The following is a 26,228-nucleotide window of genomic DNA, read 5'->3' as shown; positions in this document are numbered from 1 at the left end:
AGCTACTCGATCAGCACTTGACCCATGGCCACAACCAATCCCGCCATGCCCGCGCCACCCATGCTGCAAGACCCGCTCGGGGCTTTCCGCAGGCTGAGCATGAATCAGCGCTTCGCCCTGCTGGCTGGCTTGGCCGCGCTGGTGGCGTTGATCGTGGCCATCTTGCTGTGGAGCCGGAGTCAGGGCTACGAGGTGCTCTATACCAATCTGTCCGAGCGTGATGGGGGGGCGGTGATCGCGGAGCTGCAAAAGCTCAACATCCGCTACAAGATCACCGATGGTGGCGGCGTGATCCAGGTACCTTCGGACCAGGTCTACGCCACACGCATGAAGCTCGCAGCCAGTGGCCTGCCAAAAGGCGCTGGTGTCGGTTTTGAAGTGCTCGACAACGAGCCCATGGGTACTAGCCAGTTTGTCGAGCAGATCAATTACCAGCGTGCGCTACAGGGTTCGCTGGCCCGCACCATCGAATCGCTCTCGGCGGTGGAATCGGCCACGGTGCATCTGGCCATTCCCAAGCCGTCGGTGTTCCTCAGTCAGGAAGAAAAGCCCTCTGCCTCGGTCCTGCTCAAGCTCTACCCGGGCCGCGTGCTCAGTGGTGCCCAGGTTGCAGGCATCGTGCATCTGGTGTCGTCTGGCGTGGCGGGGCTGAGCGACAAGAACGTGACGGTGGTCGATCAGGACGGCAATCTGCTGACGGCCTCGACACATGGCGACCTGGGCATTGAACCCGGTCAGCTGGCCTATCGCAGCGCCATTGAGCAGGAGTATCGCAAGCAGATTGAATCCCTCCTCGCCCCTCTGGTGGGCAGTGATGGTGTGCGCGTCGCGGTTTCGGCCGATGTGGATTTCGGCAAAACGGAGACAAGTTCCGTGTTCTATGGCCAGGGTCATCTACTCAGCCAGCAGACGCAGTCCACCACCAGTTCTGGCAGCGCCAACCTGCCGGCTGGCGTACCGGGAGCACTGAGCAATCAGCCACCGGGTGGTGCGACAGCACCATTCACGGTGGGGTCGGCCTCGGCACCGCTCACGCCGCAGCAATTCGCGCAAATCACCCCTAGCCTCAAAACTCTGGCGCCAGCAGCCGCGAGCAGTTCAGCCACGATCAACTACGACCTTGACAAGACCGTCAGCCACACGCGGCAGCCGGTGGGCTCGCTCAAGCGCATCTCGGTTTCGGTCCTGGTGAACGACCAACCTGGCCCTGGGACGGGCGGTGCTTCCAAACCGCGAGCGATGAATGCGCAGCAATTGGCGCAAATCAAGCAGCTTGTGGAAAATGCCATCGGCTTCAACGCAAAGCGCGGTGATCAGGTCTCAGTGGTCAACATGCCCTTCTCGGCCCAGATCGTTGCGGCCGAGAAGGCATTGCCTTGGTGGCGTTCGTCCTGGCTTTGGAATGGCGTGAAGCAGACCGTACCCTATCTGGTGGCGCTGATCCTTGGCCTGTTCATTTACCGCGCCGTGCGCAAATTGGGGGGTGCAGGCGGCCCTACAGCGAACGAGCCCGGAGGGGCGGAGTCGGACGCGAGCAGGGGTGCTGGCGGGCGCCCGTCACGCTCTTCAAGCGAGGCTGAACTCGCGCCGGACGTGGTCCGTCTGAGCAATACCTTCGAAAACGATGCGACCGTATCGCGTGAACTGGTTAAACAGGACGCGCGGCGCGCAGCGCAGGTCGTGAAGGAGTGGATTGCCAATGGCCAGTGACGAGGCATTCAAGGGCCTGGATCGCGCTGCCGTGCTGATGCTGAGCCTGGGCGAGGACCAGGCGGCCGAAGTGATGAAACACCTCGCCCCTCGCGAAGTGCAGCGCCTGGGTGTTGCCATGTCCAAGCTGAGCCGGGTCAGCACCGACCAGGCCCATGCAGTGATGCGAGAGTTTCGGGAAAAACTCGAACAACAGACTTCGCTCGGTCTCGGCGCAGACCAGTTCTTGCGTGGGGCGCTGACCAAGGCCTTGGGTGGCGACCGCGCCAATTCGCTGATCGAGCGCATTCTTCACGGCGGCGAATCCAGCGGGTTGGAAAACTTGAAATGGTTGGAGCCACGTGCGATTGCCGAACTGATCAAGCTGGAACATCCCCAGGTTATCGCCCTGGTGTTGTCGTATATCGAACCCGACCAGGCGGGCGAGGTGCTGCATTTTCTGCCCGAGCGCGTATCGGGCGAGGCACTGCTGCGTCTGGCCAATCTCGACGGACTGCAGCCGAGCGCGCTGCGTGAACTCAACGATGCACTCGATGAGTTGCTGTCGGGTGATTCGCAGAGCGTCCAGGTCAGCGCCATGGGTGGGCCGAAAGTGGCGGCTGAAATTCTCAATCGCCTCGACACCACTTTGTCCAACGGCATCATGGAGCACCTGCGCTCACAGGATGAGGAACTGGCGAACAAGGTGCAGGAGCAGATGTTCGTGTTCGATGACCTGATCAATGTCGATGATCGCAGCATGCAGGCCTTGCTGCGCGAGATCTCGTCCGACGTGCTGATTCTCGCGCTGAAAGGCTCCAACGCCGGCTTGAAGGAGAAATTTCTCGGCAATATGTCAAAGCGCGCAGCCGAGATGTTGCGTGACGACATGGAGGCCAAAGGCCCTGTACGGCTGACCGAAGTGGAGGCCGCGCAGAAGGAAATCCTGCAGATCGCCACCCGGCTGGAATCGGCTGGACAGATTCAGCTTGGTGGCGGTAGCGCCGAGACTCTGGTTTCTTGATTGACAACGTCTGGCCGAACCTAAAGTCCGATGAGCGCGATCATCCCCAAGGCAGACGCATCCCAGGCCAGAACATGGCTCGCTCCGGAATTGGGGCGGGGCACCAACCCCACGCAGTCGGCGTCCGCTGGCCAGCAGGAGCAACCGAAAATCAAACTGCCAACGGCTCAAAGCCTGGAGACGGTGTTCGACCAGGCCCAGGCCCAGGGGTATGAGGCGGGCCGACGCCAGGGCTGGGACGAGGGGCAGGCCGCGGGGTTGACGGCCGGCCGCGCTCAGGCCGAGGCGGACGTCGCTGCCTTGCGCAATGTGCTGCTGCGGCTCAAGGGCCCCACCAGCCGGCTTGATGCCGATGTTGAGGCCGCGGTGGTCGCACTGGCGCTCGAAATCGCCCGGCAGGTGGTTGTGCGTGAGCTGCATACGCACCCTGAGGACTTGGTGGATTTACTGCATCGCGCACTCACCGCGTTCCCGGTGCACGCCGGAATGCCCTGGGTGCGCCTTCATCCGGAAGACGTGAAATTGCTGCATGAACTGGCTCCCGAATTGGAAGCTGGCGGCATGAGCCTGATTGCAGACGAAGCGTTGCACCGCGGCGACCTGATTCTTGCCGCGGGTGGCGAGCAGCAGCGTGCCACTCCGGAGCGTCGCTGGCGCCCGCGCGGTGGGCACGACGCCCACTCGGAACTCGATTTGCGCATCGATGAGCGCTGGAGACAGGTGATGGCACGGCTGTTTGAGGAAGGGTCGCTGTGAGCGCTCCAGGGACGCCATCGGGTTCTCCAGAGCGCAATCGATCGGATCAACCTGAGCTGCATCCCGTGGGGTCTTTGCTTGCCCGTGGCCAGGAAACCCCGGCTTGCTTCGCACCGCTGCCGGCCTTGACGCGTTTGCGCACACTCCACAAACGGCTGCAGGCGGCGGGTGATCTGCCGCTCCAGCCCAGCGGTAGTCTGGTGCGTGTGCGCGGCTTGATCCTTGAAGCACAGGGGTTGGACATCAGCCTTGGCACGCGCTGCATCATCAGCGCAGAAGGCCACAGGCGAGTGGCTGCCGAGGTGGTCGGTTTTAACGGCGACCACGTTCAACTGATGGCCTCGGGTGATATGCAGGGTCTGGCGCCGGGGGCGCGCGTGAGCCCTATTCCCGGCGACCTCCGCATTCCCGCTGGAATGGAACTATGTGGTCGGGTGCTCGACGGTAGTGGCAAGCCGTTGGACAACCTGGGCCCCTTGCTGGCCTCGGCGTTCACCACACTCACCAGTGCACCCATCAACCCACTTGAGCGAGCCTTGGTGCGCAAGCCGTTGGATGCCGGTGTGCGCGCCATCAACGCCTTGTTTACTGTTGGACGTGGCGCGCGTATGGGCCTGTTCGCTGGCAGCGGTGTGGGCAAGAGCGTGCTGCTGGGCATGATGGCGCGCAACACCGATGCCGACGTGATCGTCGTCGGCCTGATCGGCGAACGCGGCCGCGAGGTCAAGGAGTTCATCGAAGACATCCTGGGCGAGGAGGGTTTGCGGCGTGCCGTGGTGGTGGCCGCCCCAGCCGACGCCCCGGCACTGTCGCGGATCCGTGGAGCACGCCTGGCAACGGCACTGGCTGAATATTTCCGCGATCAGGGCAAGCATGTGCTGCTGTTGATGGATTCGCTCACACGTTACGCTTTGGCCTTGCGCGAAGTGGCGCTGGCGGCGGGTGAACCACCCGCCGCGCGTGGTTTCCCGCCCTCGGTATTCGCGAAGTTGCCGGCCTTGGTGGAGCGCGCGGGAAACGGTCGGGATGGTGGTGGCAGCGTCACAGCGTTTTACACCATCTTGATGGAGGGTGACGATCAGCAAGACCCCATTGCCGACAACACCCGCGCTATTCTCGACGGACATATCGTGCTCAGCCGCCGTCTGGCTGAGCAGGGGCATTTCCCGGCCATCGACCTGCAGGCGTCGATCAGCCGGGTGATGCCCAACATGGTCGATGCGGAACAATTGCGACGCATGTACAAGCTCAAAGAGCTGCAGTCGCGCTACACCAGCCAACAGGACTTGATCGCGGTCGGCGCTTATACGCCGGGTAGCGACCCCACCCTCGACCTCGCGGTGCAGGCGCATGCCGGGATTCGGTCGTTTTTATGTCAAGGAATGCATGAGGCCGTCAATCTTTCGACGAGCCAGGATATGCTGGGACAGCTCATGGCGCCGTATCTGCGACCGACGGGGGCCGCATAATGGGACGCGCAAAACAACAAAACTCAAGATATGCCGCAAACATCAGCGACGCCTCAGCGCATCGAAGCCCTGCGATCGCTTCATTCCCAGGCGGTCGAGACAGGCCAGCATCTGGCGCTGGACCTCAAGCAGATCCAGGCTCAGCACGGCCAGGCCCGAGACAAATTGCACAACCTGCAGAACTACGCCTCTGAATATCGACGGCAGCTTCAGGCGCTGGAATCGCAAGGCGGCGATTGGAGCAACGTGCGCGATCTGCGTGGTTTCATCGCCAAGGTTGATGCCGCCCAAACAGCTCAGCTTGCGGAGATCAATCGGATTCAAGCCTTGCACGCCGAAAAGTCCAAGGCCTGGGCCGCAGCGCGCCAGCGAGAGAAGGCCTATGAGCTTTTGCTTGCACAGCAGCATGTTCATGTCAAATCGCTAGCGCAAAAAAGGGCCCTGGCCGAGATGCAGGACTGGGCGCTGAATCCCCAGTCGCAATTCGTGAACACCAATCAGCCGACCAAGTTTTAGTCTTGCCGGCACGGCAAGGTTGGCGAAACTGGCTCGGGAATGATGTGCCCTGCGAGTGCTAACCGAGCTGGCGTGGCTTTTGCTTGTATTGGGGTAAAGCCACAGACGCGCCACAGCATGACACCCATCCCATCCATCGCCCCTCCTGCCAATTCCGGACAAGGGGCAGCCACCAGCGCGGCCCAGGGCCCAGCATCGAACGAGGCGGGGCAGCCGACGTTTTCCTCGGCCTTATCCCAGGCTCAAGGTCGGGAGCCGTCAGCGCCAAGGCAGGACGCGAGCACGGCTCAGGCAGCCAACGCAGCCCAAGTCGGAGCATCTGCGGCAACGTCAACGCCCGGATCTGCAACGAAAGACGCTCAAACCACGAAGGCGAAACACGATCCGAAAGCGGAGGGCCAAACCACCGCTGTGGGCCCGGGCCAGACGGCCGTGCCGACGGGTCCAGTGCTGGCTCCTGGCGCGATGCTTGATCCTCAGACGTCTGCGCAAGAAGTGGCATCGCGTGCCAATCCGAATGCCGCCATTGCGGCAGTGAGCGGCAAAACCTTGCCGCTCACTGCCGCAATGGCGGCGGCCGCGTCACCGCTTTCACGCACCGAATGGCCGCAGTCCATCCTTCCGGCGACCCATTCGCTCGCGTCTTCGGAGAGCGGGGCAGGTACCGCGGATGCCAATGCCGGTTTGGCGAATGGCATGGCGGTATCGAAATTTTTAGGCAAGGATGCGACCCACCAGGATGCTCAGGCATTGCTGAATGCCTGGAGCAAAGGTCGGCTCGGACCTGAAGATGCGGCGCGTCTTTCAGGCAGTGACAACACGGATCAACCAGTCGCACCGAAAGGTGCCCTGCTTGCCAAGGCCACAGGGGAACAGCCTCTGAATGGCGGGGCGTCCCTGCAAAGATCAGACACATCGCTGGCTTCGGGGGCAGCATCCAATACCTTTCCCGGCGCATTGATGCCGGGCGCTTTGCAGTTGCAGTCAGCCTCGCCGCCGGCCCAAACCTACACGGCAGCCCTGCATGTTCCCGTCGGCGCTGCTCCCTGGGGCCAAGAACTCGGGAGGCAGATGTTGTTCGCGGTCAACGGTCAGCAGCAGTTGGCCACCTTGCACCTGAATCCGCCACAGCTCGGACCGCTCGAAGTGCATCTGCAACTGCACGATGGGCAGGTGAACGCTCAATTCGTCTCACCGCATCAGGCGGTACGCCAGGCTCTGGAAAGTGCGATGCCGCAATTGCACGATCTCTTCACCGGCGCAGGTTTGACCTTGATGCAAACATCAGTCGATTCGGGCGGAACTGGGCGAAATATGTCTCAAGATCGGCCATCAGATTCCGAAGGCATCGGCGGCGTCTCCGCTTCTGGCAACTCCGCACGGTCCAATACGCAGGTTCCAGCCTCACAGTTGCCAAGCTGGAAACAGGGGCTGGTCAATACCTATGTCTGAATTCGCATTCGTCCAGCCGACCCTTGCGGCAGACCCATGGCTCAATTTCCTGGAATCCGTGCCGTTTACAGTGTCAAGTTCGGCATGACTTCTGGAGTCTCTACATGGCAGCAAAACCGGCCAAGGCCAAATCGGGCAACGGCAGACGGAGCATCATTGCAGTGGTCGTTTTGGTCATCCTCGGCGGCGGCGCTGGGAGTGCTTGGTGGTTTCTGATTCGGCCCAAACCCCAACTCACCGCACAGCAACTGGCTGCGCAGCGCGAGAAGCTCGCCCATTTCATCAGCCTGGAGCCGTTCGTCACCAATGTGCTGAGCCAGGATGGCAATACCCACTATTTGCAACTCAAGATCGATCTGAAGACCTACGAGCCCAAGGCAGATGAAGAGGTCAAGACCATGACGCCCGAGATACGCAACACGATTTTGCGCATCCTTGCCGCACAGCAGGCTGACAAGGTCAGCACGGTGCAGGTGCGCGAGCAGTTGCGCCAGGAGATCCTGGTGGCGATCAACCAGATCCTGGCGGGTGGCAGCAGTCAGCCGGCGCACGCGCCCACCACCGGCATCGCTCGGGCGGCAACCCCCGCAGGCCCGATTGCTGGGGTGTATTTCACCGCCTTCGTGGTGCAGTGATGGTCAAGGACGTTCTGTCGCAAGACGAGGTTGATGCGCTGCTTCAAGGGCTGAGCGGCGAAGACGCCGCAGCCGAAGAAGTGCCGGCCGATTCCAGCGGCGTGCGTCCCTACGACCTTGCCAGCCAGGACCGCATCGTGCGCGGGCGCATGCCCACGCTGGAGGTCATCAATGAGCGTTTCGCCCGACTGTGGCGGGTGGGGCTATTCAACTTTCTGCGCCGGTCGTCCGAAATTTCGGTGGCTTCGGTCCGCCTGATGAAGTACAGCGAATTCATCCGCACCCTTGTAGTGCCGAGCAATCTCAACCTCGTGCAGCTCAAGCCGCTACGGGGTACCGCTCTGTTCATTTTCGATCCACGTCTGATATTCAGCGTGGTCGACAATTATTTCGGGGGCGATGGCCGTTTCCAGGCGCGCATTGAGGGGCGCGACTTCACGCCGTTGGAGCAGCGCATCATCTCACGCATGCTGGATATGGTGTTCAAGGAATACAAAATCGCCTGGAACCCGGTGCTGCCGCTGGAGATTGAGGTCACGCGCTCGGAGGTCAACCCGCAGTTCGTCAACATTGCCACGCCGACCGAAGTGGTCATCGTCTCCACCTTTGACGTCGAAATCGAGGGCGGCGGCGGTAGCCTGCATATTTGCATTCCTTACAGCATGATCGAGCCGATACGCGATCAAATGACCACCGGCATGACCACTGATCGCAACGAGGTCGATCATCGCTGGATGCAGGCGCTGCAAAGCGAGATGCGCGAGGCCGAGGTGGAAATGCGAGTTGAGTTGCTGCAGCGTTCCATCCTCGTGCGTGAACTGTTGCAGATGCGCGTGGGCGACGTGTTGCCGGTTGATATGCCGGAGACCGTCGTGGCGCGCGTGGACGGCATCCCCGTGCTCGCCGGTGAATTCGGTCAGCATGATGACCACATGGCGCTTAAGGTGCGCCAGCGCCTGATGCCCGAGGTTGTCAAAGAGCGGTCTTCCCTGGCTCTGGCTCGTTGATGAGCCAAATCGAACTTAACGACGAGATCTTCAGACACCGATCATGGCCGACGAAACGCAGACCGCTGAGATGACCCAGACCGAGCCAGGAGCAGACGCGGACGATTGGGCTGCAGCGATGGCGGAGCAAACGCCTGGGGCGGCAACAGCGCCACCGGAAGTTGAGCTTGCACCTGAAGCCGCCGCGCAGCGCGCACCTTTCCCCGAACTTCGTCCGGACGTTGGTCATGCCGCATACGCGGATCAACTGGATCTCGTGATGGATATTCCTGTCACGCTATCCGTGGAACTCGGGCGCACCAAAATTCAGATCCGCGAACTGCTGCAACTGGCCCAGGGCTCAGTCGTCGACCTCGACCGGCTTGCCGGCGAGCCGATGGATGTGCTGGTCAACGGTTTCCTCATCGCGCGTGGGGAAGTCGTGCTGGTGAATGACAAATTCGGTATCCGCCTCACCGACATCGTCAGTCCGACCGAGCGCGCGCGGCGTCTGGCCTGAACCACTCCAATCGATGGATCCGGTTTCCTGCAGCATGAAGGTCTGATTTCCGGATGACGGAACTGGCGCTGCACCACCAAGCGAGTCGGCAGGGCGCCTGGCAGAGAAAGAACCCGTGGCCGAAGTGCGCGGCGCCGAGGCTCCCGGACAGGCAACTGTAGGTTCGACGGAGCGCGGCCGAGGTCCCGAACCCCAATTTTCTGAAACAAGCCGGTGACTCCCAAGACGGTTTCATGGCCACTTTGACCGTGGACCAGAAGGTCATTGGGATGTTCTACGCCGACTGTAAACTTTCAGGACGGACTCTAACCGCCGAAGGATTCGAGAGCTTTCAGTGCTTCGTGGCGCAGGCGGAAATGGTGGCGCGCGCACTGCCGTGACTGTGTCTGCATGCCAATAGCGCGTGGCTTCACGTTGACGTCAATACGGCGTCGGACTGTGACAGCTCTCGGGTGCTGGTGCGGCGGGGTCACCTCCAGAGTGAGGACCTTTTCTGAGGGTGCTCCGTTGGGGGCGATTGCGGCGATGACGCTCCTGTTCTAGGGTACTTGCGTCATCATGAGCACCTGACTCCACCAACGCCCGCCGCCGTGGGTGCGGCCGGCAGCCTGGCGCCCAGCGCCCCGCTCGTCGTCAGCCATCAGGGAAGGTGAACCAATAGCCCTTGGCAGATGCGACGCGACCGCGGCCTGCGGGAGGGCAAGGGCGGCAGGGTGCGCGCCTCGGATGCACCGGTGCAGCGAAACCGGAAAACGCAAGCCCTTACCCAAGATGCCTGGCGAAAAACGCCAGGCTGCGTTCCATCGCCAGCTTGGCGCTGTGGGCGTCGAAGCTGCCGCGGGCATCGCAGTTGAAACCGTGGTCGGCGTCGTACACGTGGAACTCGGCCGTGGGGTTGGCGGCGCGCACCGCTTCGCGGTCGGCCTCGGTGATGTGGGCATCTTTCAGGCCGTAGTGGAACAGCAGCGGCGCGGTGGCTTTCTCGCCGACGAGCTGCACGTTGCGACCGCCGTAATAGCTCACGGCCGGCAGATTCAGGCGGATGGCCGAGAGGTAGGCGATGGAGCCGCCCCAGCAGTAGCCGACGACGCCGACCTTGCCTGCCCCGGCCACGGCCTTGGCGGCTGCCTGGACGCTGGCCAAGGCCTTGTCGAAACCGATTTTGCTCACGAGATCCAGGCCTTTTTGCACGCCGGCCTGGTCGTAGCCCAGTTCCACGCCTTTTTCCGCGGAGTCGAACACCGCCGGGGCGATGGCGGTGTAGCCGGCTTGCGCGTAGCGGTCGGCCACGCTGCGAATGTGCGCGTTGACGCCGAAAATTTCCTGCACGACGACGATGCCGCCTTTCGATGGGCCGCCGGGCTCGGCCAGGTAGGCGCTCAGGTGTTGTCCGTCGGTCGTGTCGAGTTCGATGATCTTGCCCATGAAGAAGGTCTCCGTCAGGTTGTGGCCCGCACCATGCGGGTGGTCCATCCAGAATTCTCGCGGGCCGGGCGATTGTGTGCAGATGTCACGTCGCATAGGCCCATGGTTTGCTGCCTTGAGCGGCGCACAGTCAGGACATGGTGGAGCGCAGGGCGCGGGCGCAGCGCAGGGCTTGCTGGGCATAGCCGCCGCCGAACAGCAGGGCGTGGTTGAGCAGGTGGTAGAGCTGGTACAGCCCGCGCCGCCGCACATAGCCCTCGTGCAGCGCGAAGCCGGCCTGGTAAGCGGGCCAGAACCCGGCCGGCGGGCTGCCGAACAGCTCCATCATCGCCAGTTCCGCCTCGGCGTCCGACACCGACACGGCGGGGTCGTAGATCACCGGCTCACCGTTGGCCAGCATGGCCCGGTTGCCGCTCCACAAGTCGCCGTGAATCAGGCTGGGGCGTGGCTGGTGGCCGTCGGCGAACAGCGTCAGCAGGCTGTCGCCCACCGCGTCCACCTCCTCCAGCAAGGCGATGCCCGCGCCTCGCCGCGCCAGCGCCGCGCGCATCGGCACCAGGTGCTTGTCGCGCCAGAAGCCGATCCAGTCGGCCAGAGTGTCGGCCAGGGTCCAGCCGTTGCGCTGCAGGGTGGCGCCGATGTAGTTGTCGTGCTCCCAGCCGAAGCGTGGCTGCGGCCAGGCATGCAGCGCGGCGAGGCGTTCGCCCAGGCGCGCGCCGAAGCCGGGGTCGGGCGCGGCGAAGTCCAGCCAGTCCAGCGCCAGCATGGCCCCGGCAGCGGAGGCCTCGAATGCAGCCAGCCTGGGCACGGCGATGGTGTGGGTGGCGGCCATGCTGAGCAGGCCCTCGCCCTCGGCGCGCAACAGGGTTGCGGCATTCGCGGCCGCAGTCTTGACGAACAGGCGCGCGCCGCCGCCGTCGCGCGCCTGCTAGGTGTCGCAAAAGTTGCTGGTGTTCAACGCCTGCAGCGTCCAGGCGCCACCCAGGCCGCGGTGCAGGGAGTCGGCAGCCTCATGCGGGCTCATGGCGACCGGCGGCAATGGCGCAGCGCGCCTCAGGCCGCGGCCTGCTGCCGCAGCAGGCGTGCGAGGTAGCGCCCGGTGAGCGACTCGCTGCTGTCCACCAGCGCCGCCGGCGTTCCCGCGGCGACGATGCGGCCACCGCCCGAGCCGCCCTCGGGGCCGAGGTCGAGAACCCAGTCGGCGCTGGCGATGACGTCGAGGTTGTGCTCGATGACGACGATGGTGTTGCCGGCATCGCGCAGGCGCAGCAGCACCTTGAGCAGCAGGTCGATGTCGGCGAAGTGCAGACCGGTGGTGGGCTCATCGAGGATGTAGAGGGTGCGGCCGGTGTCGCGTTTGGAGAGTTCCAGCGCCAGCTTGACGCGCTGCGCCTCGCCGCCCGACAAGGTGGTGGCGCTCTGCCCGAGGCGGATATAGCCCAAGCCCACTTCCTGCAAGGTTTGCAGCTTGCGGGCGATCGCCGGCAGCGCGCTGAAATGCTCCAGCCCCTGGTCCACGGTGAGGTCCAGCACCTGGGCGATGTTCAGCCCATGCCAGGTCACGTCCAGGGTTTCGCGGTTGTAGCGCTTGCCGTGGCAGACGTCGCACGGCACATACAGGTCGGGCAGGAAATGCATCTCCACCTTCACCAGGCCGTCGCCCTGGCAGGCTTCGCAGCGCCCGCCTTTCACGTTGAAGGAAAAGCGCCCGGCGTCGTAGCCGCGCTCGCGCGACACATTGGTTTGGGCGAACAGCTCGCGCAGCGGCGTGAACAGGCCGGTGTAGGTGGCCGGGTTGCTGCGCGGCGTGCGGCCCAGCGGCGATTGATCGACGGCGATGACCTTGTCCAACCGCTCCAGTCCATGCAGCGCGTCGAACGGCGCGGGCTCGGTGTGGGCGCCATTCAGTGCGGCGGCGCAGGCGGCGTACAGCGTGTCGTTCACCAGGGTGGATTTGCCCGAGCCGGACACGCCGGCCACCGCCGTGAACAGGCCCAGCGGAATGCGCGCGGTGACGTCCTGCAGATTGTTGCCGCGCGCCCCGCTCAGCTCCAGCCAGTGCTCGCCCGGCGGGCAGCGGCTGCCGCCGGGGGCGATGCGCTTGCGCCCGGACAGATAGGCGCCGGTGAGCGAGGCCGGGTCGTGCGTGATGTGCGCCGCGGTGCCCTGTGACACCACCACGCCGCCATGCACGCCGGCACCCGGGCCCATGTCGATGACGTGGTCGGCGGCGCGGATCATGTCTTCGTCGTGCTCCACCACCAGCACGCTGTTGCCGAGGTCGCGCAGGCGCTTGAGCATGGCGATGAGCCGGTCGTTGTCGCGCTGGTGCAGGCCGATGCTGGGCTCGTCGAGCACATACATCACCCCGGTCAGGCCGGAGCCGATTTGCGACGCCAGGCGAATGCGCTGCGCCTCGCCGCCCGAGAGCGTGTCGGCGCTGCGCTCCAGGGTCAGATAGCTCAGGCCGACGTCGTTGAGAAAGCGCAGCCGGGTGGCGATTTCGCGCACGATGCGCGCTGCGATCTCGGCCTTGGCGCCTTCCAGCGCCAGCGCGTCGAACCAGGTCTGCGCCTGCTTCAGCGTCATGCGTCCCAGCTCGGGCAGCGCCAGGCCGCCTACGCGCACCAGCCGCGCTTCGCGCTTGAGCCGGCTGCCGCCACAGTCGGGGCAGACATGCACGCTGCGCAGGCGCGACAGCTCTTCGCGCACCGCCACCGTGTCGGTCTCGCGCCAGCGCCGTTCCAGGTTCGGCAGCACACCTTCGAACGGATGCTTGCGGCTCACCGCCTTGCCCTTGGGGTCCAGGCTGGTGAAGGCGATGGCCTCGCTGCCCGTGCCATGCAGCAGGCGCTGGCGCGCGGCGTCTGGCAGTTGCTCGAACGCGGTGTCGAGGTTGAACCCGTCGTGCATCGCCAGCGCCTGCAACTGCTCGTAGTAGAAGCGGTTGCGCCGGTCCCAGCCGCGGATCGCGCCGCTGGCCAGGCTCAGCTCGGGATGGGCCACCACCAGCGCGGCGTCGAACACGTCCAGTTGCCCCAGGCCGTCGCAACGCGGGCAGGCGCCCACCGGGTTGTTGAAGGAGAACAGCCGCGGCTCCAGCTCGGGCAGGGCGGTGGCGCAAATGGGGCAGGCGAAGCGGCTGTTGAAGCTCTGCTCCGCGCCGCTGTCCAGGTCGAGCGCAATGGCGCGGCCGTCGCTCAGGCGCAGCGCGGCTTCCAGGCTTTCGGCCAGGCGCTGGCGAATGTCGCCGCCGGTTTTCACGCGGTCCACCACCACTTCCACGTCGTGCCGGCTGCCATCGTCCAGCGGCGGCAGGTGCTCGGCCTCGACGACGACGCCATCGACGCGAAAGCGCACATAGCCCTGCGCCCGCAGCGCCGCCAGCAACTCGGCATGGCCGCCCTTGCGCCCGTCCACCACCGAGGCCAGCAGTGCCAGTTTCCGCCCCGGCGGGCGCGCCATCAGCGCATCCACCATTTGCGACACGGTCTGCGCCTGCAAGGCCTGCTCGGGATGGTTGGGGCAATGCGGCGTGCCGGCGCGCGCCCACAGCAGCCGCACGTAGTCGTAAATCTCGGTGACGGTGCCCACGGTGGAGCGCGGGTTGTGGCTGGCGGACTTCTGCTCGATGGAAATGGCCGGCGCCAGGCCCTCGATCACGTCCACGTCGGGTTTGTCCATGCGCTGCAAGAACTGCCGCGCATAGGCCGAGAGGCTTTCCACATAGCGCCGCTGGCCTTCGGCATAGAGCGTGTCGAACGCCAGCGAGGACTTGCCCGAACCCGACAGTCCGGTGATGACCACGAGCTGGTTGCGCGGAATGTCGAGCGAGATGTTTTTCAGGTTGTGGGTGCGCGCCCCGCGCACGCGAATGCAAGCCGCCTCCGGCGGCGGCGTCGATGGCGCCGTTTCTGCCTCGGCCGGCGCGCCGTGCGGCGGCGTGGCGGACTGCGGGGCGATGAGGGCGAGGCGGTCTTGGGCGTTCATGGCGTCAGGGCGGGACAACATGCAACTATAGGCGCGCAGGCCCTCCCCGCGCACCCTTGCGGCTGAGCAGCAAGCGCTGTGCGCAGCGGCCTGGGGACATTTGATCGGGCGCAGCTTGGCCCCGCTGCAAGCGCTCAATACATGCAACGAGCTGTAAAAAAGGGGAATTTCCCGACCACTCGGACCACGCGTATGGGTGGACTGGGCGAAAATCCTGCCTGCACCCCGTTTCGGCGTCGCGCCCCCTGAGCCCACAGCCGCGCCCGAACCGCCGCCGACCGGCAGGCCGCTCCGCTCTCCTGGTGGCCTCGTCGCCTCACCCCCATCACCCCATGTCCGCCACCACCACCACCAACAACCAAGCCACTTCCGTGCCGCCACTGCCCTCCGGCATGACCTCGCTGGAGCGCCGCGCCAGCCTCACCCTGGCCTCCATCTACGGCCTGCGCATGCTGGGGCTGTTTTTCATCCTGCCGGTGTTCGCGGTGTATGCCCAGACCCTGCCGCAGGGCCACGACAAGCTGCTGGTCGGGCTCGCCCTCGGGGTGTACGGCCTGACCCAGGCGCTGATGCAGATTCCCTTCGGCATGGCCAGCGACCATTTCGGGCGCAAGCCGGTGATGGTGTTCGGGCTGATCATCTTCGCCATCGGCTCCTTCGTCGCCGGGCATAGCAACGACCTTCATCTCATCATCGCCGGCCGCGCCATCCAGGGCGCCGGGGCGATTTCCGCCGCCATCTCGGCCATGATCGCCGACTCCACCCGCGAGCAGCATCGCACCAAGGCCATGGCCATGGTCGGCATGACCATCGGCCTGTCCTTCATCGTCTCGCTCATCTTCGGGCCGCCCATCTACCACGCCATCTCCGTCCCCGGCATGTTCAATCTCACCGGCATCCTGGCGCTGCTGGCGATTGCCGTGGTCATCTGGGTCGTGCCCAGCGCCCCCATGGTGCGCAGCGCCGAGGAGTTGCAAGGCCATTGGGCGCGCGCCGTGCTCACGCCCGCGCTCATCAAGCTGAACTTCTCCATCTTCGTGGTCAATTTCCTGCAGGTCAGCATGTTCGTGGTGGTCCCGGTCGCCCTGGTGAAGTACGCCGGCATTCCGCTGCTGCACCACTGGATGGTCTACCTGCCCGTCACGCTGATGTCCTTCGCCCTGGCCATTCCCGGCATCATCTGGGCCGAGAAATACGGCTATATGAAACCGGTGTTCGTCGGTTCCGTGGCGCTGCTGGTGCTGACCATGGTGGGCTTCGCCCTTGGCTACAAGCATCCGCTGGGGCTGATCGCCGCGCTGTTCTTCTTCTTCCTCGCCTTCAATGTGATGGAGGCGCTGCTGCCCTCGCTGGTGTCGCGCACCGCGCCGCCCAGCCGCAAGGGCCTGGCCATGGGCTTCTACAACACCGGGCAGTCGCTCGGGCTGTTCGCCGGTGGCGCCACCGGTGGTCTTCTGGCGCAGAACTTCAGCCGCGAGGCGGTGTTCCTGGCCGCTGCGCTGCTGGCCATGGTGTGGCTGCTGGTGTCCCTGACGATCACCCCGCCAGCGCCGCGCCACATGATGCCCGAGCCCGCCGAGGCTGGCTGATTGACCCGCGCCGCATGCCTGCGCTGCTGCGCTGGCTCGACCAGGCTGGTCCACAGCAACCGCGTCAGGCCGGCGCTTGGGTGGCGCGGCGCTGCTTGGCGCTATCCTTGCTCCCCGACATCCCGGCGGCCGTGCGCGCCGTCGGCAAAAACCCGCCGCGCGGGCAACTTACCCTGCATCAGGATTCGCTATGGCCTCCGTCAACAAAGTCATCCTCATCGGCAACCTCGGCCGTGACCCCGAAATTCGCTACGCCCCTTCGGGCGCGGCGGTGTGCAACGTCGCCATTGCCACCACGCGGCAGTGGAAAGACAAGGCCGGCGAGAAAAAGGAAGAAACCGAATGGCACCGCGTGGTGTTCTACGACCGCCTGGCGGAAATTGCCGGTGAGTACCTGAAAAAAGGCCGCCCGGTGTACGTGGAAGGCCGTCTGAAATATGGCAAATACACCGACAAGGACGGCATCGAGCGCTACACCACCGACATCGTCGCCACCGAAATGCAGCTGCTCGGCGGCCGTGAAGGGGGTGGGGGTGGAGGCGGCGGTGGTGGCGATGACGAAGGCAGTCACAGCCGCAGCCGTGAGGCTGCCTCCGGCCGTGCCGCACCCAGCCGCGCCCCGGCGCCTGCAGCCAGCAAACCGGCGGGGAATTTCGACGACATGGACGACGACATTCCGTTCTAGACGCTACCGTCATAAGTTCTGTAGCACTTGACTTTCAACCCAGCGTAAATGCTGGGTTTTTTGTATGGGTGTTGCCAACCGACATCGCGCGTGCGTCCGAAGCGCTGCGCGGCATCAGGTGGTTCTACCGCCAGTTGCTGTCTGCGCACGGGCTGGGGCTGTGCGCAGAGCCGCTCACGCCGGCCGAGCGCCGCCTCGTCCCGGAACTGCTCAACGGCGACAGTGAAGAAAGTCATCGCCGGCCGTCTCGGACTGACGCCGGCGAGGCTGCATGGCGCGCTGCCGCCCTTGAACATCCATCGCCTCAGTCAGATCAAGTCCTCGTCCGGCAGGGCGTGTGCCGAGGCACGCGGTCCTTCATCGGCTGCTCGCGGGTTGGCGGACGAGCGTGTCGAGCACGCCACGCGAGGGCAATGGCTGCGCCACAAGGGTGACGTTGCGCACGCGATGGTTCGAATCGTGCGCGGGCGGGTGAAACTGGCCGAATCGAACAGGGAACGCTTGCCCGGCCAGTTCTTCGGCGAGATTGCCATCTTTTCCGAAACGGGACGGCACCCTGACTCGGCTCGCTGCGAGGATGATTGCGAACCCCGGGTCATCCCGGCGGCCGAGATCATCGCACCCTGCGACCAGGATGCCGACTTTCGCCTCGGCATCGTTCGGGCCCTGGCTGCCCAGGCACAGGACAGGTTCCCTGTCTACGGCGTCAACGCCGCCACCGACGCACTCAACCCCGCCCCTCACAGTCCGTTCGCCGCAGGAACGACCCCATCTCCATCACCGTTGCGCCACCTTGAATCAGGCACCGAGGGGCAGCGCATCGACCTCGACATCCTGCGGGCGGCCTTGCCTCAGGCCGGCTTGCGCGCCACGGCGTCGATCAGCGCCGAGATGCCGGCGTGACCCGGGCCTTCATGCAGGGTGTCTTCGTGTTCGCGCAGCAGCAGCCAGTCGGCCTGCGGCAGCAGTTCGCGCAGCATGGGCGTGGTGTAGAGATGCTCCAGCTTGCCGGGGCCGCCGGTGCGGTAGTCGAGCTGCTTCGGCGTGTAGCCCTGCAGCAGCAGGATGCCGCCGGGCTTGAGGGTTTGCCACATGCCGGCGAACAGGCGCGCGCGCATGGCGGGGTCGGCGAATTGCACGAAGATGGCGGCGACGGCGTCGTAGGCGTGCGGCGTCCAGGCCCAGTCGTCCACGCCGGCGACACGGAAGTCGAGGCTCTGGCCACGCTCGGCGGCCCAGGCGCGGGCCTTGGTCACGGCCACGGGGGAGAGGTCGAAGGCGGTGACGGCATGGCCTTGCTCGGCCAGCCAGATGGAGTTGCGGCCCTCGCCGTCCGCCACGCTGAGCACGCGGCTGCGCGGCGCCATGCGCTGCGCCTCGCGCAGCAGGAAGGCGTTGGCTGTGGCGCCGAACAGCAGGCCGGGCTGGGCGAAGCGGGCGTCCCACATGCTGCTGGCGTCGCCGAAGCCGGAGGCCGGGGCGGGTGATGCCGGGGCGGGTGCGGTGGTGGAAGTTGCGGGGGATGCGGCGGGGTCGGGATGGGTCATGGCGGGGCAGTGGTCGGTCGATGTGTCGCAGGGAAGTTGGGGCGTCGATCAGGCCAGGGGCAGCGGACCATTGCAGCGCCTGGCAAGGACGCCATTGTTCCTGCTCACTTGAGTTGCTGCCCGCCGCCGTCGAACACCGACACGGTGATGGGGATGCCCTGGCGCACGCTTTCGCCCACGGTGCAGAACTGCTCGAACTGGTCGAGGATGCGCTCCAGGTGATTGAGGCTGGCGGCCGCGGCGCCCATGCGGATGTCCACCGCGATGTGCAACACGCGCAGCCGCCCGGCCGGGTTGCGGCCAATCTCGCCGCGCGCCGTGGTGGTGATGCCGCCTGGGTCGTTCTTGAACTTGGCCAGCGCGAAATACAGGCTCGAACTCATGCAATTGCCCACCGCCGCCAGCAGCAGATGCGCAGGCGATGGACCGGCGCCTGCGCCCAGCGGCGCCGGCTCGTCGGACAGCACATGCTGCGGCATGTCGGGGCTGAAGCTGATGTCGAACTGGTAGGCCTGCTGCTGGCGCAGGGTGACGCTGGGTTGGGCTTCTTCGGCCATGGCGATCTCCGGTTGGCGTGGTGCAAGCTTACGCAAGTCCGCTCGACGCCGATTTGCGTTGACGCAGACATGCAGCACCAGCGTTGCGCTATGGCGGAGGTCGCCCGGGACTATGGCGTCCATGCACGCGCGTGGCCCCTTCCCGCCTTCAGACCAGACGCAAATCCACCGGCTGGCTGCCGGGGAACACCGCCTGCAACTGCCCGGGGCTCAGCCCCCACAGGCGGGCGAACAGGCCGCCGAGCAGGGCGCGGTCTTCGGTGAGCACCGGGTCATCACGGTTCTGGTTGAGCGTGGCCGGCGACAGCGCTACCTGCTCGCCGGCGATGCGCCCGCCGCGCACCGCGCCGCCCAGCACCCAGTACACCGTGCCATGGCCGTGGTCGGTGCCGCGGTTGCCGTTTTCGCGGAAGGTGCGGCCGAATTCGCTCAGCACCACCACGGTGGTGTCGCGCCAGGCCGGGCCCATGGCCTGCGCCAGGGCCGCCAAACCCTGGCCGAGGGCACCGAGCTTGTCGGCCAACTGCCCCTGGGCGCCGTTGGCGCCGGCTTCGTTCACATGTGTGTCCCAGCCGCCGACGTCGATGAAGCCGAGGTCGAAGCTGGCGCGCATCAATCCGCCCACGCGCGTGGCCTCGGCCACGAAGCCGCGCGGATTGATGGCGCCGCGGCTGGCGGCCACCATCTCGGCCTCCCAGCCTTGCGCCTGCATGTCGCGCATCACCGTGGCGTGCACGGCAAAACCCTCGCGCACCGAGGCGCCCTGCGCGGTGCCGCCCCACATGCGCTCCAGCAGCTCTTGCTGGCGCGCATCGATGCCGCTGCGGCCCACCTGGCCCATGGCCATATTGGGCACGCGCTCGGCACCGCGCAGCGACAGCGGCAGTTGCGCGGTGAAGGCCATGGGCTGGGCGCGGCCGCCGAGTTGCCGCACCAGGCGGTTGAGAAAACCGTCGTTGAAGTCGCGGGTTTGCGGGCCCTGGCCGAGTTCGATGTGGTCTTGCGTCTCGAAGTGGCTGCGGGTCATGTCGCGCGTGCCGGCGAAAGGCACGAAGGCGAGTTGCCCGGCTTGCCACAGCGGCAGCATGCTTTCGCGCAATGCCGGGTGCAGCGCCCAGTCGGCGTCGAGCCGGATGGCGCCGTCCGGTCCGCCTTCCGTGCTGCTTGCCGGCCGCGGTACGGCGATATGCGGGCGCGACTCGTAATAGAAGTCGCTGGTGTAGGGCACGAGCAGATTGGTGGCGTCGTAAGCGCCGCGCAGGAACACCAGGATGAACTTGGGGCCGCCCGGCGCGGGTGCGGCCCATAGCCGGCTCATCGGCGCGGCGAGTGTGGCGGCGGCAGCGGCTTGGAGAAAGTGGCGACGTTGCATTGCAGTCTCCTTGGCGCTCAGTCGTTCATGAATTCGGGCGAGGACAGCCACAGCGCGTTCCAGCTCACGCGCTGGTCGGCCTGAGCCAAGGCCTGCAGCGTGGCACGGCTCAAGGTCGGCTCGGCGGCGAGGAACACGGCGCTGCGGGCGAGGTCGGGCGGGGGCAGGTGGGGGCCTGGACGTGGTGCTGTGTTGGTTTGCGGCATGGCAGCGGCCATGCCGCTCATGCCGCCCATGGTGTCGGCGGCATCCATCGTCGCGTCCATGCGCAGGAAGGGCGGCGGCGGGCCGAACAAGGCGGGTGCACCGCTGCCCATCCACCGCGCCACCTCGAAGCGCGTGGTCAGTTGCCCCGGGCTGTCCCAGGCGCCGCTGTTGAGTGGATAGCCGTCGGGCGTCTGCCGGCCGTACAACGGCTCGCCCAGCTTGTCGAGCATGCCGATGAGCGGCTGCGGGTTGGTGATGACGCGGCCATGCAGACTCGCGCGCGCCGCCGACACCACATAGCGCATCGGGTCCTTGAACTGCGGCGCGCCCAAGCTGGCGGCGAATTGCGGGCTGGTGAACATGGTGCGCAGCACGGCGGCGATGTCGCCGTTCGTCTGCGCCCAGGTGCGCACCATCGCGTTCACCATCACCGGGTCGGGATGGTCGGCAACGAAGTACTGCGCCAGCTCGAAGCTCACATGCCGCGCCGTGGCCGGGTCGTCAGCCAGCAGGGTGATGACCCGCTCGATCTCGTCCAGCCCGCGCCCATGCAGGGTCTGGCCCAGCACCAGCTTGGGGTCGGGGTCGTGGCGCGCGGGGTTGAACACCACCAGGCCGCGCTGCCAGAGCTCATCGCGCAGGGCAGGGCGCACACGCACGGGGCGGTCGGCCAGGTCCACGCCCAGGCCCGTGAGCACGCGCGCCAGGTTGGTCACATCCGCCTGGGTGTAGCCGGCGCCCACACCCAGGGTGTGCAGTTCCATCACCTCGCGGGCGTAGTTTTCGTTGACATGGCCGCGCGCGTTTTGCGCGTTGTTCAGATACAGCAGCATCTGCGGCGAGAACATGGTGGCCTGCAGCAGATCGCGGAAAGGCCCGAGCGCGTGCGGCGCAATCACGCGCTGGGTGTAGTCCGCCATCATCGGCCCGATATTGCCGCCGCGGAAGACGTTGAAATGGTTCTGCCAGAACCAGGTGAGCCGCTGCTGCAACTGGTTGGGGGCGTACACCGCCAGCAACAGTTGCTGCGCCATGGCCTGCTGGGTGAGCTGGTTCTTGCCGGCCTGGATCGCTTTCAGTCGCGCCTGCGCTTGCGTCGCGTCGTCGCCACCCTCGCGCTTGCTCAGGAACAGTGCCCGCTGGGCGCGTGCCAGCGGGGGGACGAGTGCGGCGAGCGGCCGGTCCACCGCCAGAGCAGCGAGCTGGGCTTGCACCTCGGGCGGCAGCGCCGGATCGGGGTCGGGGCGCAACTGCGCATCGAGATAGCGCGCGGCGCCCAGGCGCTGCAGGGTTTGCAGTTGCGCGGCTTCGGCGCCCCAGCCGATGCGGTCGAGAAAGGCCACCGCATGGGCGCGGGCCGCGGCATCCAGCGCGCCCGAGGCCGCAGGCTGCATGGGCTGCGGCCTCGCCGCGAGCTGTGCGGTCGCTTGCGTCTGGGCATGCGCCGCGCAGCCTGCGAGCAAGGTGAAGGCGAGGAGCGTGGCGGCACGGCGTACCGGAGTGCGCTGGGATGAAAACTCAACGGCAGGCGCTTGCATCGTGGGCGGTCGCGAAAAGGGTCGAGGGGCTTGGCGGGCGGCTCGTGCAACTCGGCGAGCCTTTCCGCGTGGTTGGCATAACGGCAGCGCCTGAGCGCTGCCGACACGCGGCGCATGCCCGGATGCGAAGGTTGTAAGCGCGTGTTGCAATGCCTGCGCAGGGGCATGAGCGCGTCCGTGAATCCGCATGCATCGGAGCTCGGCGCGATATTCCGTGGGAAAGTCGTTGACGCATGCCGCGATGCGCATCCATCATTCGGCCCATGCCCCCATCCGCCGCATCCACGCGCTCCGATCTGCCGGCCGCCTATGGCCCCGAGGCCGACGCCTGCTTGCGCGCCGTGGCCCCTGCGCTGATCGAGCAGGTCGGGCCGTGGGTCGACGCCTTCTATGCCCAATTGCGGCTGCTCGAAGGGCCGGCGAACTTGCTGGCGCTGTTCGGGGAGGACGATTTCGCCGCGCTCGCGCGGCACCAGGCCACGCATCTGCGCCTGCTGCTCGACCCGGCCAGCCAGGCCGATGCGGTGCGCGTGGCGTCCATGCATGCCGGGCGCATGCGTGCGATGACCGGGGTGCCGGTCGCCTGGCTGGTGCGCGGAACCGCGCTGTTGCAAGACCTCATGCTGCGAGGTCTGCAACGCGCCGCGCAAACCCTCGACGCTTCGGCGCGCGAGGCCGCCCGCTTGGTGCTCGGCCAGCGCTTGATGCAGGATCTGCACGATCAGGTCGTGGCGCACCAGGCGGTCGAGGCGCAGCAGGTTGATGCCATGGCACGGCTCGACGACTTGCTGGCGCACGGACTGGCGCCACCGGACCTGGCCGCCGGCGCGCTCGATGCCCTGCATGAACTGGACGGCATGGTGGCCGCCACACTGGGGCGGCCCGATGCCGACGGCCATCTGCAGTTCGAGGTGGTGCGCGGTGACGGCTTCGAGTCCTATGTGCGGCGCGTGGCGCAGGGTCAGGCGCAGCCGGTCGGCGTGCATGCCGACCAAGCCATCGGCGCCGGCGCTTCCGGGCTGGCCTGGCGCAGCGGGCAGCCGCAGCATGTCGTCTCCTACGCCACCGACCCGCGCATCGCCCCCTGGCGCGAGGAGGCGCGGGCGCTGGGCATTCGCAGCAACGTCGCCATTCCCTTGCTCGACGCCGATGGCCAACCCTTTGCCATGGTCGACCTGTACGCTGCCTGGCCGGGCTATTTCAGCGCGCCGATGCGCCGCCCCTTGCTCGGGCATGTGCAGCGCAGCCTGAGCCTGGCGCTGTCGCGCGGGCTGGCGGGCAGCCGCGTCATTCCTTATCAAAGCCGCCGGCTCTACCGCCTGGGCCTGGAGAGCGGCGCGCTGCAGATGCTGATGCAGCCGGTGGTCGATCTGCGCAGCGGCCTGCCAGTGAAATGCGAAGCCCTGGCGCGCCTGCGCGAGACCGATGGCGGTCGGCTCATCGGCCCGGCGGAATTCCTGCCCGCGTTCGATGCGCGCCAGTTGCTGCTGCTGTTCGAACTCGGCCTGCAACAGGCGCTCGCCGCGCAGCGCACCTGGGCGGCGCAGGGGCTGGATCTGGGCGTATCCATCAACCTGCCGCCGCAGGGTCTGAGCGACCCCGCCTTCGTGCGCGTGGTGCAGACCCAGTTGCACACCAGCGGCGTGCCGCCCGCACGCCTGACCCTGGAGTTGCTCGAAAGCGGCGAACTGGGCGAAGCCACCGTGCGCGAGCCACTGATGGCGCGGCTGCAGGCCCTGGGCGTGCAATTGGCCGAGGACGACCTCGGCTCCGGCTACAGCTCGCTGCTGCGCCTGGACAGCCTGGCGTTCGACGAGGTCAAGATCGACCAGGGCCTGGTGCGCCGTGCCACGCTGGCGCCGCAAAAGGCGCTGGACTTCATCCGCCACCTGGCACGGCTCAGTCAGGACCTGAACATTCCGGTCACGGTCGAAGGGCTGGAGACCCCGGGGCTGATCGAGGCCGCTGCCCTGCTCGGCGCCGATTTCGGTCAGGGCTGGGGCATCGCCCGGCCCATGCCCGCGGCCGAAATACCGGCCTGGGCGGCCCGCTGGCGACTCGACCTCGACCCGCAGCAACCGCGCACCGCCCTGGGCGCCTACGCCGCCTATCTGCTGTGGGAGGCCCAGCTCGGCGCCCTCGCGCCCTGGCCCGACCTGCTGCATCGCTTCGTCCACGTGCCCTGTGCCCTGGGCCATTACCTCGCCGCGCAGAATCTGCGGGGCGACGCGCTGGAGCGCGCCCGCCTGGCAGTGCTCGCCGCCGCGCCGCAAGGCCCTGCGAGCCAGGCCTACAGCCACGCCCGCAACACCCTGCGCGCCCTGCTCGCCGCCCATGTGCGCCAGGCCAACGGCCTGCCGGCGGGCTGAGCGCTGCGGTTCCACAATCCAGCCTTCGTCGTGTTGGACGGCGCGAAAGTTCTCCCGGCCGGTGCGCGCCCCCAGACCTGCCGCTTCGCTTCAGGCCTCCCGAGGGGGATGAGAAAACTTCGGGGGGCGGTGCGTTTTCTCATGAGCATCCCAAGCCCCTGGGGGCGCCCGGCGTTCGCGAAGAAACGATCTTTGGGCTACAAGGTGAACGGCAGTGCCGAGATGACCGACAAGTCATTGGTGCGAGCCTGCGGCGTTGTAGGACGCCGTGAGGTGAGCCCGCTCGTGAGCATGGTCCGGGAATCGTCGGCGACAGTGGTGAGCACAGCGATGTGCATCCCGTTTGAGAGATCGAGTCGAATTCGACGACTCCCATGGCGCTGCCGTTCGTTGACAATCTTGGAGCAAACGATGGCGATGCGCAAGCGAGATGATGATCTGGTCTTCCCCAACGCGGCGGGTATCGACGTAGGAGGGTCGAGCCACTGGGTGGCGGTACCCCGGCAAGCCTGCGACGAACCGGTGCGCGAGTTCGGTGCGATGACCGACGATCTGCACGCCATGGCCGACTGGCTGCTCGCGTGTGGGGTCGACACCGTGGCGCTGGAGTCCACCGGGGTGTACTGGATCCCGGTGTTCGAGGTGCTGGAGCAACGCGGCTTGACGGTGTTTTTGGTCGATGCGCGGCAGATGAAGTATGTGCCTGGGCGCAAGAGCGATGTGCAGGACTGCCAGTGGTTGCAGAAGTTGATGAGCCTGGGGTTCTTGCGCGCGGCGTTCCGCCCGACCGATGAGGTCTGTGTGGTGCGTGCCGTGGCCCGTCAGCGCGACGTGCTCTTGGCCGAGCAGGCCAGTTGGGTGCAGCGCATGCAAAAGGCGCTGGTGCAGATGAACATCCAGCTCACCGAGGTTCTGACCGATGTCATGGGACTGACGGGACAAGCCATCATCCGCGCCATCGTCGCTGGCGAGCGCGACCCCAAGACGCTGGCCCGGTATCGCAACGCTCGTGTCAAGGCCAGTGAGACGGAGATTGCCAAGGCCTTGACGGGCAATTGGCGCGATGAGCACCTGTTCGTGCTGCGCCAGGCGCTGGCGATGTATGACGACATTGCCCGGCACCTGGGCGAATGCGACGCCAAGCTGCAAGGACTGCTGAGCCAGCTTGGCGCGGCCAAGGTCGATCTGGGCAAGACGCCTCGTGCAGGCAGCAAGCTGCGCGCGCAGTTCGACGCACGCCAGATTCTGGCCAACTGGGCCGGCGTCGATCTCACGCGCATCAACGGCCTGGGTCTGGCTGCGGTGATGAAGATCCTCTCGGAGGTCGGCCCCAACCTGAGTCGCTTTGCCAACGTCAAGCACTTCTGTTCTTGGTTGGGGCTGTGTCCGGGCACGAAGATCAGCGGCGGCAAGGTGCTGTCAGCCAAGACCCGGCGATCCGCCAATCGGGTCAGGCAGGCGCTGAAGATGGCCGCGATGAGCCTGTCGCACAGCGACTCGGCCCTCGGCGCGTTCTACCGCCGCTTGTCGGGCCGCATGGACAAGCCGCGTGCCAATACCGCCACCGCGCACAAGCTGGCGCGCATGGTGTATTTCATGCTGACGCGTGGCGAGGCGTTCGTCGATCAAGGCCAGCAGCGCTATGAAGATCAGCAGCGCGAGCGCTCAATCGTCGCCCTCAAGCGCCGCGCCGCTGCCCTTGGCTTCCAGATCCATCCAAACCCGGTGCCAGCATGAAACCGGCCTTCAACCCATTTTGTTTCTTGAGAGGGGGCTGCCGGCGCGTCGGGCGCGCACCGCCGACGTGTGCTGCAGCGCCACCAGAGATGCGGCACAATCGAAACACGCATCGCGCCCGCCAAGTACGGGCCGAGTCTGCCGGTGCGGGGTTGCCGCACGACC

General features: G+C 66.1%; 21 protein-coding genes and 1 pseudogene. 15 read left to right on the top strand and 7 right to left on the bottom strand.

The features are described from left to right. The first annotated feature begins 24 nt into the window (after positions 1–24). The 10 genes from fliF (at position 25) to THIX_RS23270 (ending at position 9,427) form a co-directional block, all read left to right on the top strand. Positions 25–1,710 carry a flagellar basal-body MS-ring/collar protein FliF gene (fliF, locus tag THIX_RS00605; protein ID WP_233224326.1) on the top strand — a complete coding sequence of 562 codons (1,686 nt, stop codon included), beginning with the start codon at positions 25–27 and terminating at the stop codon, positions 1,708–1,710. After that, positions 1,700–2,713, top strand: a complete 1,014-nt coding sequence (fliG, locus tag THIX_RS00600) for a flagellar motor switch protein FliG (RefSeq protein WP_112484406.1) — start codon at positions 1,700–1,702, stop codon at positions 2,711–2,713. Before fliF ends, fliG begins: the two co-directional genes overlap by 11 nt. A gap of 30 nt (positions 2,714–2,743) precedes the next feature. Further along, positions 2,744–3,469: a FliH/SctL family protein gene (locus tag THIX_RS00595; RefSeq protein WP_112484405.1), complete on the top strand. Its 726-nt coding sequence runs from the start codon at positions 2,744–2,746 to the stop codon at positions 3,467–3,469. 74 nt (positions 3,470–3,543) lie between these two features. Then, complete coding sequence (locus tag THIX_RS00590) at positions 3,544–4,938, top strand: FliI/YscN family ATPase (protein WP_371412985.1); 1,395 nt, start codon at positions 3,544–3,546, stop codon at positions 4,936–4,938. Between the two features lie 30 nt (positions 4,939–4,968). Beyond that, positions 4,969–5,454, top strand: coding sequence for a flagellar export protein FliJ (locus THIX_RS24720; RefSeq protein WP_112484404.1), 486 nt, complete (start codon positions 4,969–4,971; stop codon positions 5,452–5,454). Between the two features lie 465 nt (positions 5,455–5,919). Next, positions 5,920–6,906 carry a flagellar hook-length control protein FliK gene (locus THIX_RS00580; protein WP_158540756.1) on the top strand — a complete coding sequence of 329 codons (987 nt, stop codon included), beginning with the start codon at positions 5,920–5,922 and terminating at the stop codon, positions 6,904–6,906. 104 nt (positions 6,907–7,010) lie between these two features. Then, entirely contained in the window at positions 7,011–7,541 is a 531-nt protein-coding gene (fliL, locus tag THIX_RS00575; RefSeq protein WP_112484402.1) for a flagellar basal body-associated protein FliL, read from the top strand. Then, positions 7,541–8,548 (top strand): flagellar motor switch protein FliM, encoded by a 1,008-nt coding sequence (fliM, locus tag THIX_RS00570; RefSeq protein WP_112484401.1) that lies wholly within the window; start codon positions 7,541–7,543, stop codon positions 8,546–8,548. The genes fliL and fliM overlap by 1 nt, the downstream gene beginning before the upstream one ends. Positions 8,549–8,591: 43 nt before the next feature. After that, on the top strand, positions 8,592–9,047 hold the full coding sequence (fliN, locus tag THIX_RS00565; RefSeq protein WP_233224324.1) for a flagellar motor switch protein FliN: 456 nt from the start codon (positions 8,592–8,594) through the stop codon (positions 9,045–9,047). 233 nt (positions 9,048–9,280) lie between these two features. Next, positions 9,281–9,427 carry a hypothetical protein gene (locus tag THIX_RS23270; protein WP_158540755.1) on the top strand — a complete coding sequence of 49 codons (147 nt, stop codon included), beginning with the start codon at positions 9,281–9,283 and terminating at the stop codon, positions 9,425–9,427. Between the two features lie 382 nt (positions 9,428–9,809). Here the strand turns inward: THIX_RS23270 and THIX_RS00560 are convergent, their stop codons facing one another. The 3 genes and pseudogenes from THIX_RS00560 to uvrA all read right to left on the bottom strand — a co-directional run bounded on the left by THIX_RS00560 (position 9,810) and on the right by uvrA (position 14,462). Beyond that, positions 9,810–10,472 carry a dienelactone hydrolase family protein gene (locus THIX_RS00560; RefSeq protein WP_112488025.1) on the bottom strand — a complete coding sequence of 221 codons (663 nt, stop codon included), beginning with the start codon at positions 10,470–10,472 and terminating at the stop codon, positions 9,810–9,812. 130 nt (positions 10,473–10,602) lie between these two features. After that, positions 10,603–11,379: pseudogene (locus tag THIX_RS00555) on the bottom strand (fructosamine kinase family protein); the annotation flags it as partial. 146 nt (positions 11,380–11,525) lie between these two features. Next, positions 11,526–14,462 carry an excinuclease ABC subunit UvrA gene (gene uvrA, locus THIX_RS00550; RefSeq protein ID WP_112484399.1) on the bottom strand — a complete coding sequence of 979 codons (2,937 nt, stop codon included), beginning with the start codon at positions 14,460–14,462 and terminating at the stop codon, positions 11,526–11,528. Between the two features lie 332 nt (positions 14,463–14,794). Between uvrA and THIX_RS00545 the strand changes: the two genes are divergently transcribed. The 3 genes from THIX_RS00545 to THIX_RS00535 all read left to right on the top strand — a co-directional run bounded on the left by THIX_RS00545 (position 14,795) and on the right by THIX_RS00535 (position 17,639). After that, positions 14,795–16,051, top strand: coding sequence for an MFS transporter (locus THIX_RS00545; protein ID WP_371412865.1), 1,257 nt, complete (start codon positions 14,795–14,797; stop codon positions 16,049–16,051). A 190-nt stretch (positions 16,052–16,241) separates the two neighbouring features. Continuing rightward, the gene (locus THIX_RS00540) at positions 16,242–16,736 is read left to right on the top strand and encodes a single-stranded DNA-binding protein (protein ID WP_112484398.1); all 495 of its coding nucleotides are present in this window, start codon (positions 16,242–16,244) and stop codon (positions 16,734–16,736) included. A gap of 222 nt (positions 16,737–16,958) precedes the next feature. Then, positions 16,959–17,639 (top strand): cyclic nucleotide-binding domain-containing protein, encoded by a 681-nt coding sequence (locus tag THIX_RS00535; protein ID WP_158540754.1) that lies wholly within the window; start codon positions 16,959–16,961, stop codon positions 17,637–17,639. Here THIX_RS00535 and THIX_RS00530 read toward each other — a convergent pair. The 4 genes from THIX_RS00530 to THIX_RS00515 all read right to left on the bottom strand — a co-directional run bounded on the left by THIX_RS00530 (position 17,588) and on the right by THIX_RS00515 (position 21,957). Then, positions 17,588–18,283 carry a bifunctional 2-polyprenyl-6-hydroxyphenol methylase/3-demethylubiquinol 3-O-methyltransferase UbiG gene (locus tag THIX_RS00530; RefSeq protein WP_112484396.1) on the bottom strand — a complete coding sequence of 232 codons (696 nt, stop codon included), beginning with the start codon at positions 18,281–18,283 and terminating at the stop codon, positions 17,588–17,590. The two genes, THIX_RS00535 and THIX_RS00530, sit on opposite strands and share 52 nt — an antisense overlap. Positions 18,284–18,387: 104 nt before the next feature. Further along, a complete protein-coding gene (locus THIX_RS00525) occupies positions 18,388–18,840 on the bottom strand; it encodes an OsmC family protein (RefSeq protein WP_112484395.1) in 453 nt (150 codons plus the stop codon). 148 nt (positions 18,841–18,988) lie between these two features. After that, positions 18,989–20,212, bottom strand: a complete 1,224-nt coding sequence (locus THIX_RS00520; RefSeq protein WP_112484394.1) for a DUF1501 domain-containing protein — start codon at positions 20,210–20,212, stop codon at positions 18,989–18,991. A gap of 17 nt (positions 20,213–20,229) precedes the next feature. Next, positions 20,230–21,957, bottom strand: coding sequence for a DUF1800 domain-containing protein (locus THIX_RS00515; protein WP_112484393.1), 1,728 nt, complete (start codon positions 21,955–21,957; stop codon positions 20,230–20,232). Positions 21,958–22,220: 263 nt separating this feature from the next. On the opposite strand from THIX_RS00515, the gene THIX_RS00510 reads away from it, so the two are divergent. Together THIX_RS00510 and THIX_RS00505 are read left to right on the top strand one after the other, a co-directional pair. Then, positions 22,221–24,326: an EAL domain-containing protein gene (locus THIX_RS00510; RefSeq protein ID WP_158540753.1), complete on the top strand. Its 2,106-nt coding sequence runs from the start codon at positions 22,221–22,223 to the stop codon at positions 24,324–24,326. A 411-nt stretch (positions 24,327–24,737) separates the two neighbouring features. Continuing rightward, positions 24,738–26,063, top strand: coding sequence for an IS110-like element ISCARN20 family transposase (locus THIX_RS00505; RefSeq protein WP_086558138.1), 1,326 nt, complete (start codon positions 24,738–24,740; stop codon positions 26,061–26,063). Positions 26,064–26,228 lie beyond the last annotated feature (165 nt).

This window comes from Thiomonas sp. X19 (genome assembly GCF_900089495.1).
Taxonomy (GTDB): domain Bacteria; phylum Pseudomonadota; class Gammaproteobacteria; order Burkholderiales; family Burkholderiaceae_C; genus Thiomonas_A.
Note: the sequence above shows the minus strand (reverse complement) of the source record. Positions and strands in the feature narration are given on the sequence as shown.

Coding starts and splice junctions, on each gene's coding strand:
- fliF (WP_233224326.1), top strand. CDS start 25: ATGGCCACAACCAATCCCGCCATGCCCGCGCCACCCATGCTGCAAGAC.
- THIX_RS00505 (WP_086558138.1), top strand. CDS start 24,738: ATGGCGATGCGCAAGCGAGATGATGATCTGGTCTTCCCCAACGCGGCG.
- THIX_RS00525 (WP_112484395.1), bottom strand. CDS start 18,840: ATGGCCGAAGAAGCCCAACCCAGCGTCACCCTGCGCCAGCAGCAGGCC.
- THIX_RS23270 (WP_158540755.1), top strand. CDS start 9,281: ATGGCCACTTTGACCGTGGACCAGAAGGTCATTGGGATGTTCTACGCC.
- uvrA (WP_112484399.1), bottom strand. CDS start 14,462: ATGAACGCCCAAGACCGCCTCGCCCTCATCGCCCCGCAGTCCGCCACG.
- THIX_RS00560 (WP_112488025.1), bottom strand. CDS start 10,472: ATGGGCAAGATCATCGAACTCGACACGACCGACGGACAACACCTGAGC.
- THIX_RS00580 (WP_158540756.1), top strand. CDS start 5,920: ATGCTTGATCCTCAGACGTCTGCGCAAGAAGTGGCATCGCGTGCCAAT.
- THIX_RS00540 (WP_112484398.1), top strand. CDS start 16,242: ATGGCCTCCGTCAACAAAGTCATCCTCATCGGCAACCTCGGCCGTGAC.
- THIX_RS00520 (WP_112484394.1), bottom strand. CDS start 20,212: ATGCAACGTCGCCACTTTCTCCAAGCCGCTGCCGCCGCCACACTCGCC.
- THIX_RS00595 (WP_112484405.1), top strand. CDS start 2,744: ATGAGCGCGATCATCCCCAAGGCAGACGCATCCCAGGCCAGAACATGG.
- THIX_RS24720 (WP_112484404.1), top strand. CDS start 4,969: ATGCCGCAAACATCAGCGACGCCTCAGCGCATCGAAGCCCTGCGATCG.
- THIX_RS00545 (WP_371412865.1), top strand. CDS start 14,795: ATGTCCGCCACCACCACCACCAACAACCAAGCCACTTCCGTGCCGCCA.
- fliN (WP_233224324.1), top strand. CDS start 8,592: ATGGCCGACGAAACGCAGACCGCTGAGATGACCCAGACCGAGCCAGGA.
- THIX_RS00510 (WP_158540753.1), top strand. CDS start 22,221: ATGCCCCCATCCGCCGCATCCACGCGCTCCGATCTGCCGGCCGCCTAT.
- THIX_RS00515 (WP_112484393.1), bottom strand. CDS start 21,957: ATGCAAGCGCCTGCCGTTGAGTTTTCATCCCAGCGCACTCCGGTACGC.
- THIX_RS00530 (WP_112484396.1), bottom strand. CDS start 18,283: ATGACCCATCCCGACCCCGCCGCATCCCCCGCAACTTCCACCACCGCA.
- fliM (WP_112484401.1), top strand. CDS start 7,541: ATGGTCAAGGACGTTCTGTCGCAAGACGAGGTTGATGCGCTGCTTCAA.
- fliL (WP_112484402.1), top strand. CDS start 7,011: ATGGCAGCAAAACCGGCCAAGGCCAAATCGGGCAACGGCAGACGGAGC.
- fliG (WP_112484406.1), top strand. CDS start 1,700: ATGGCCAGTGACGAGGCATTCAAGGGCCTGGATCGCGCTGCCGTGCTG.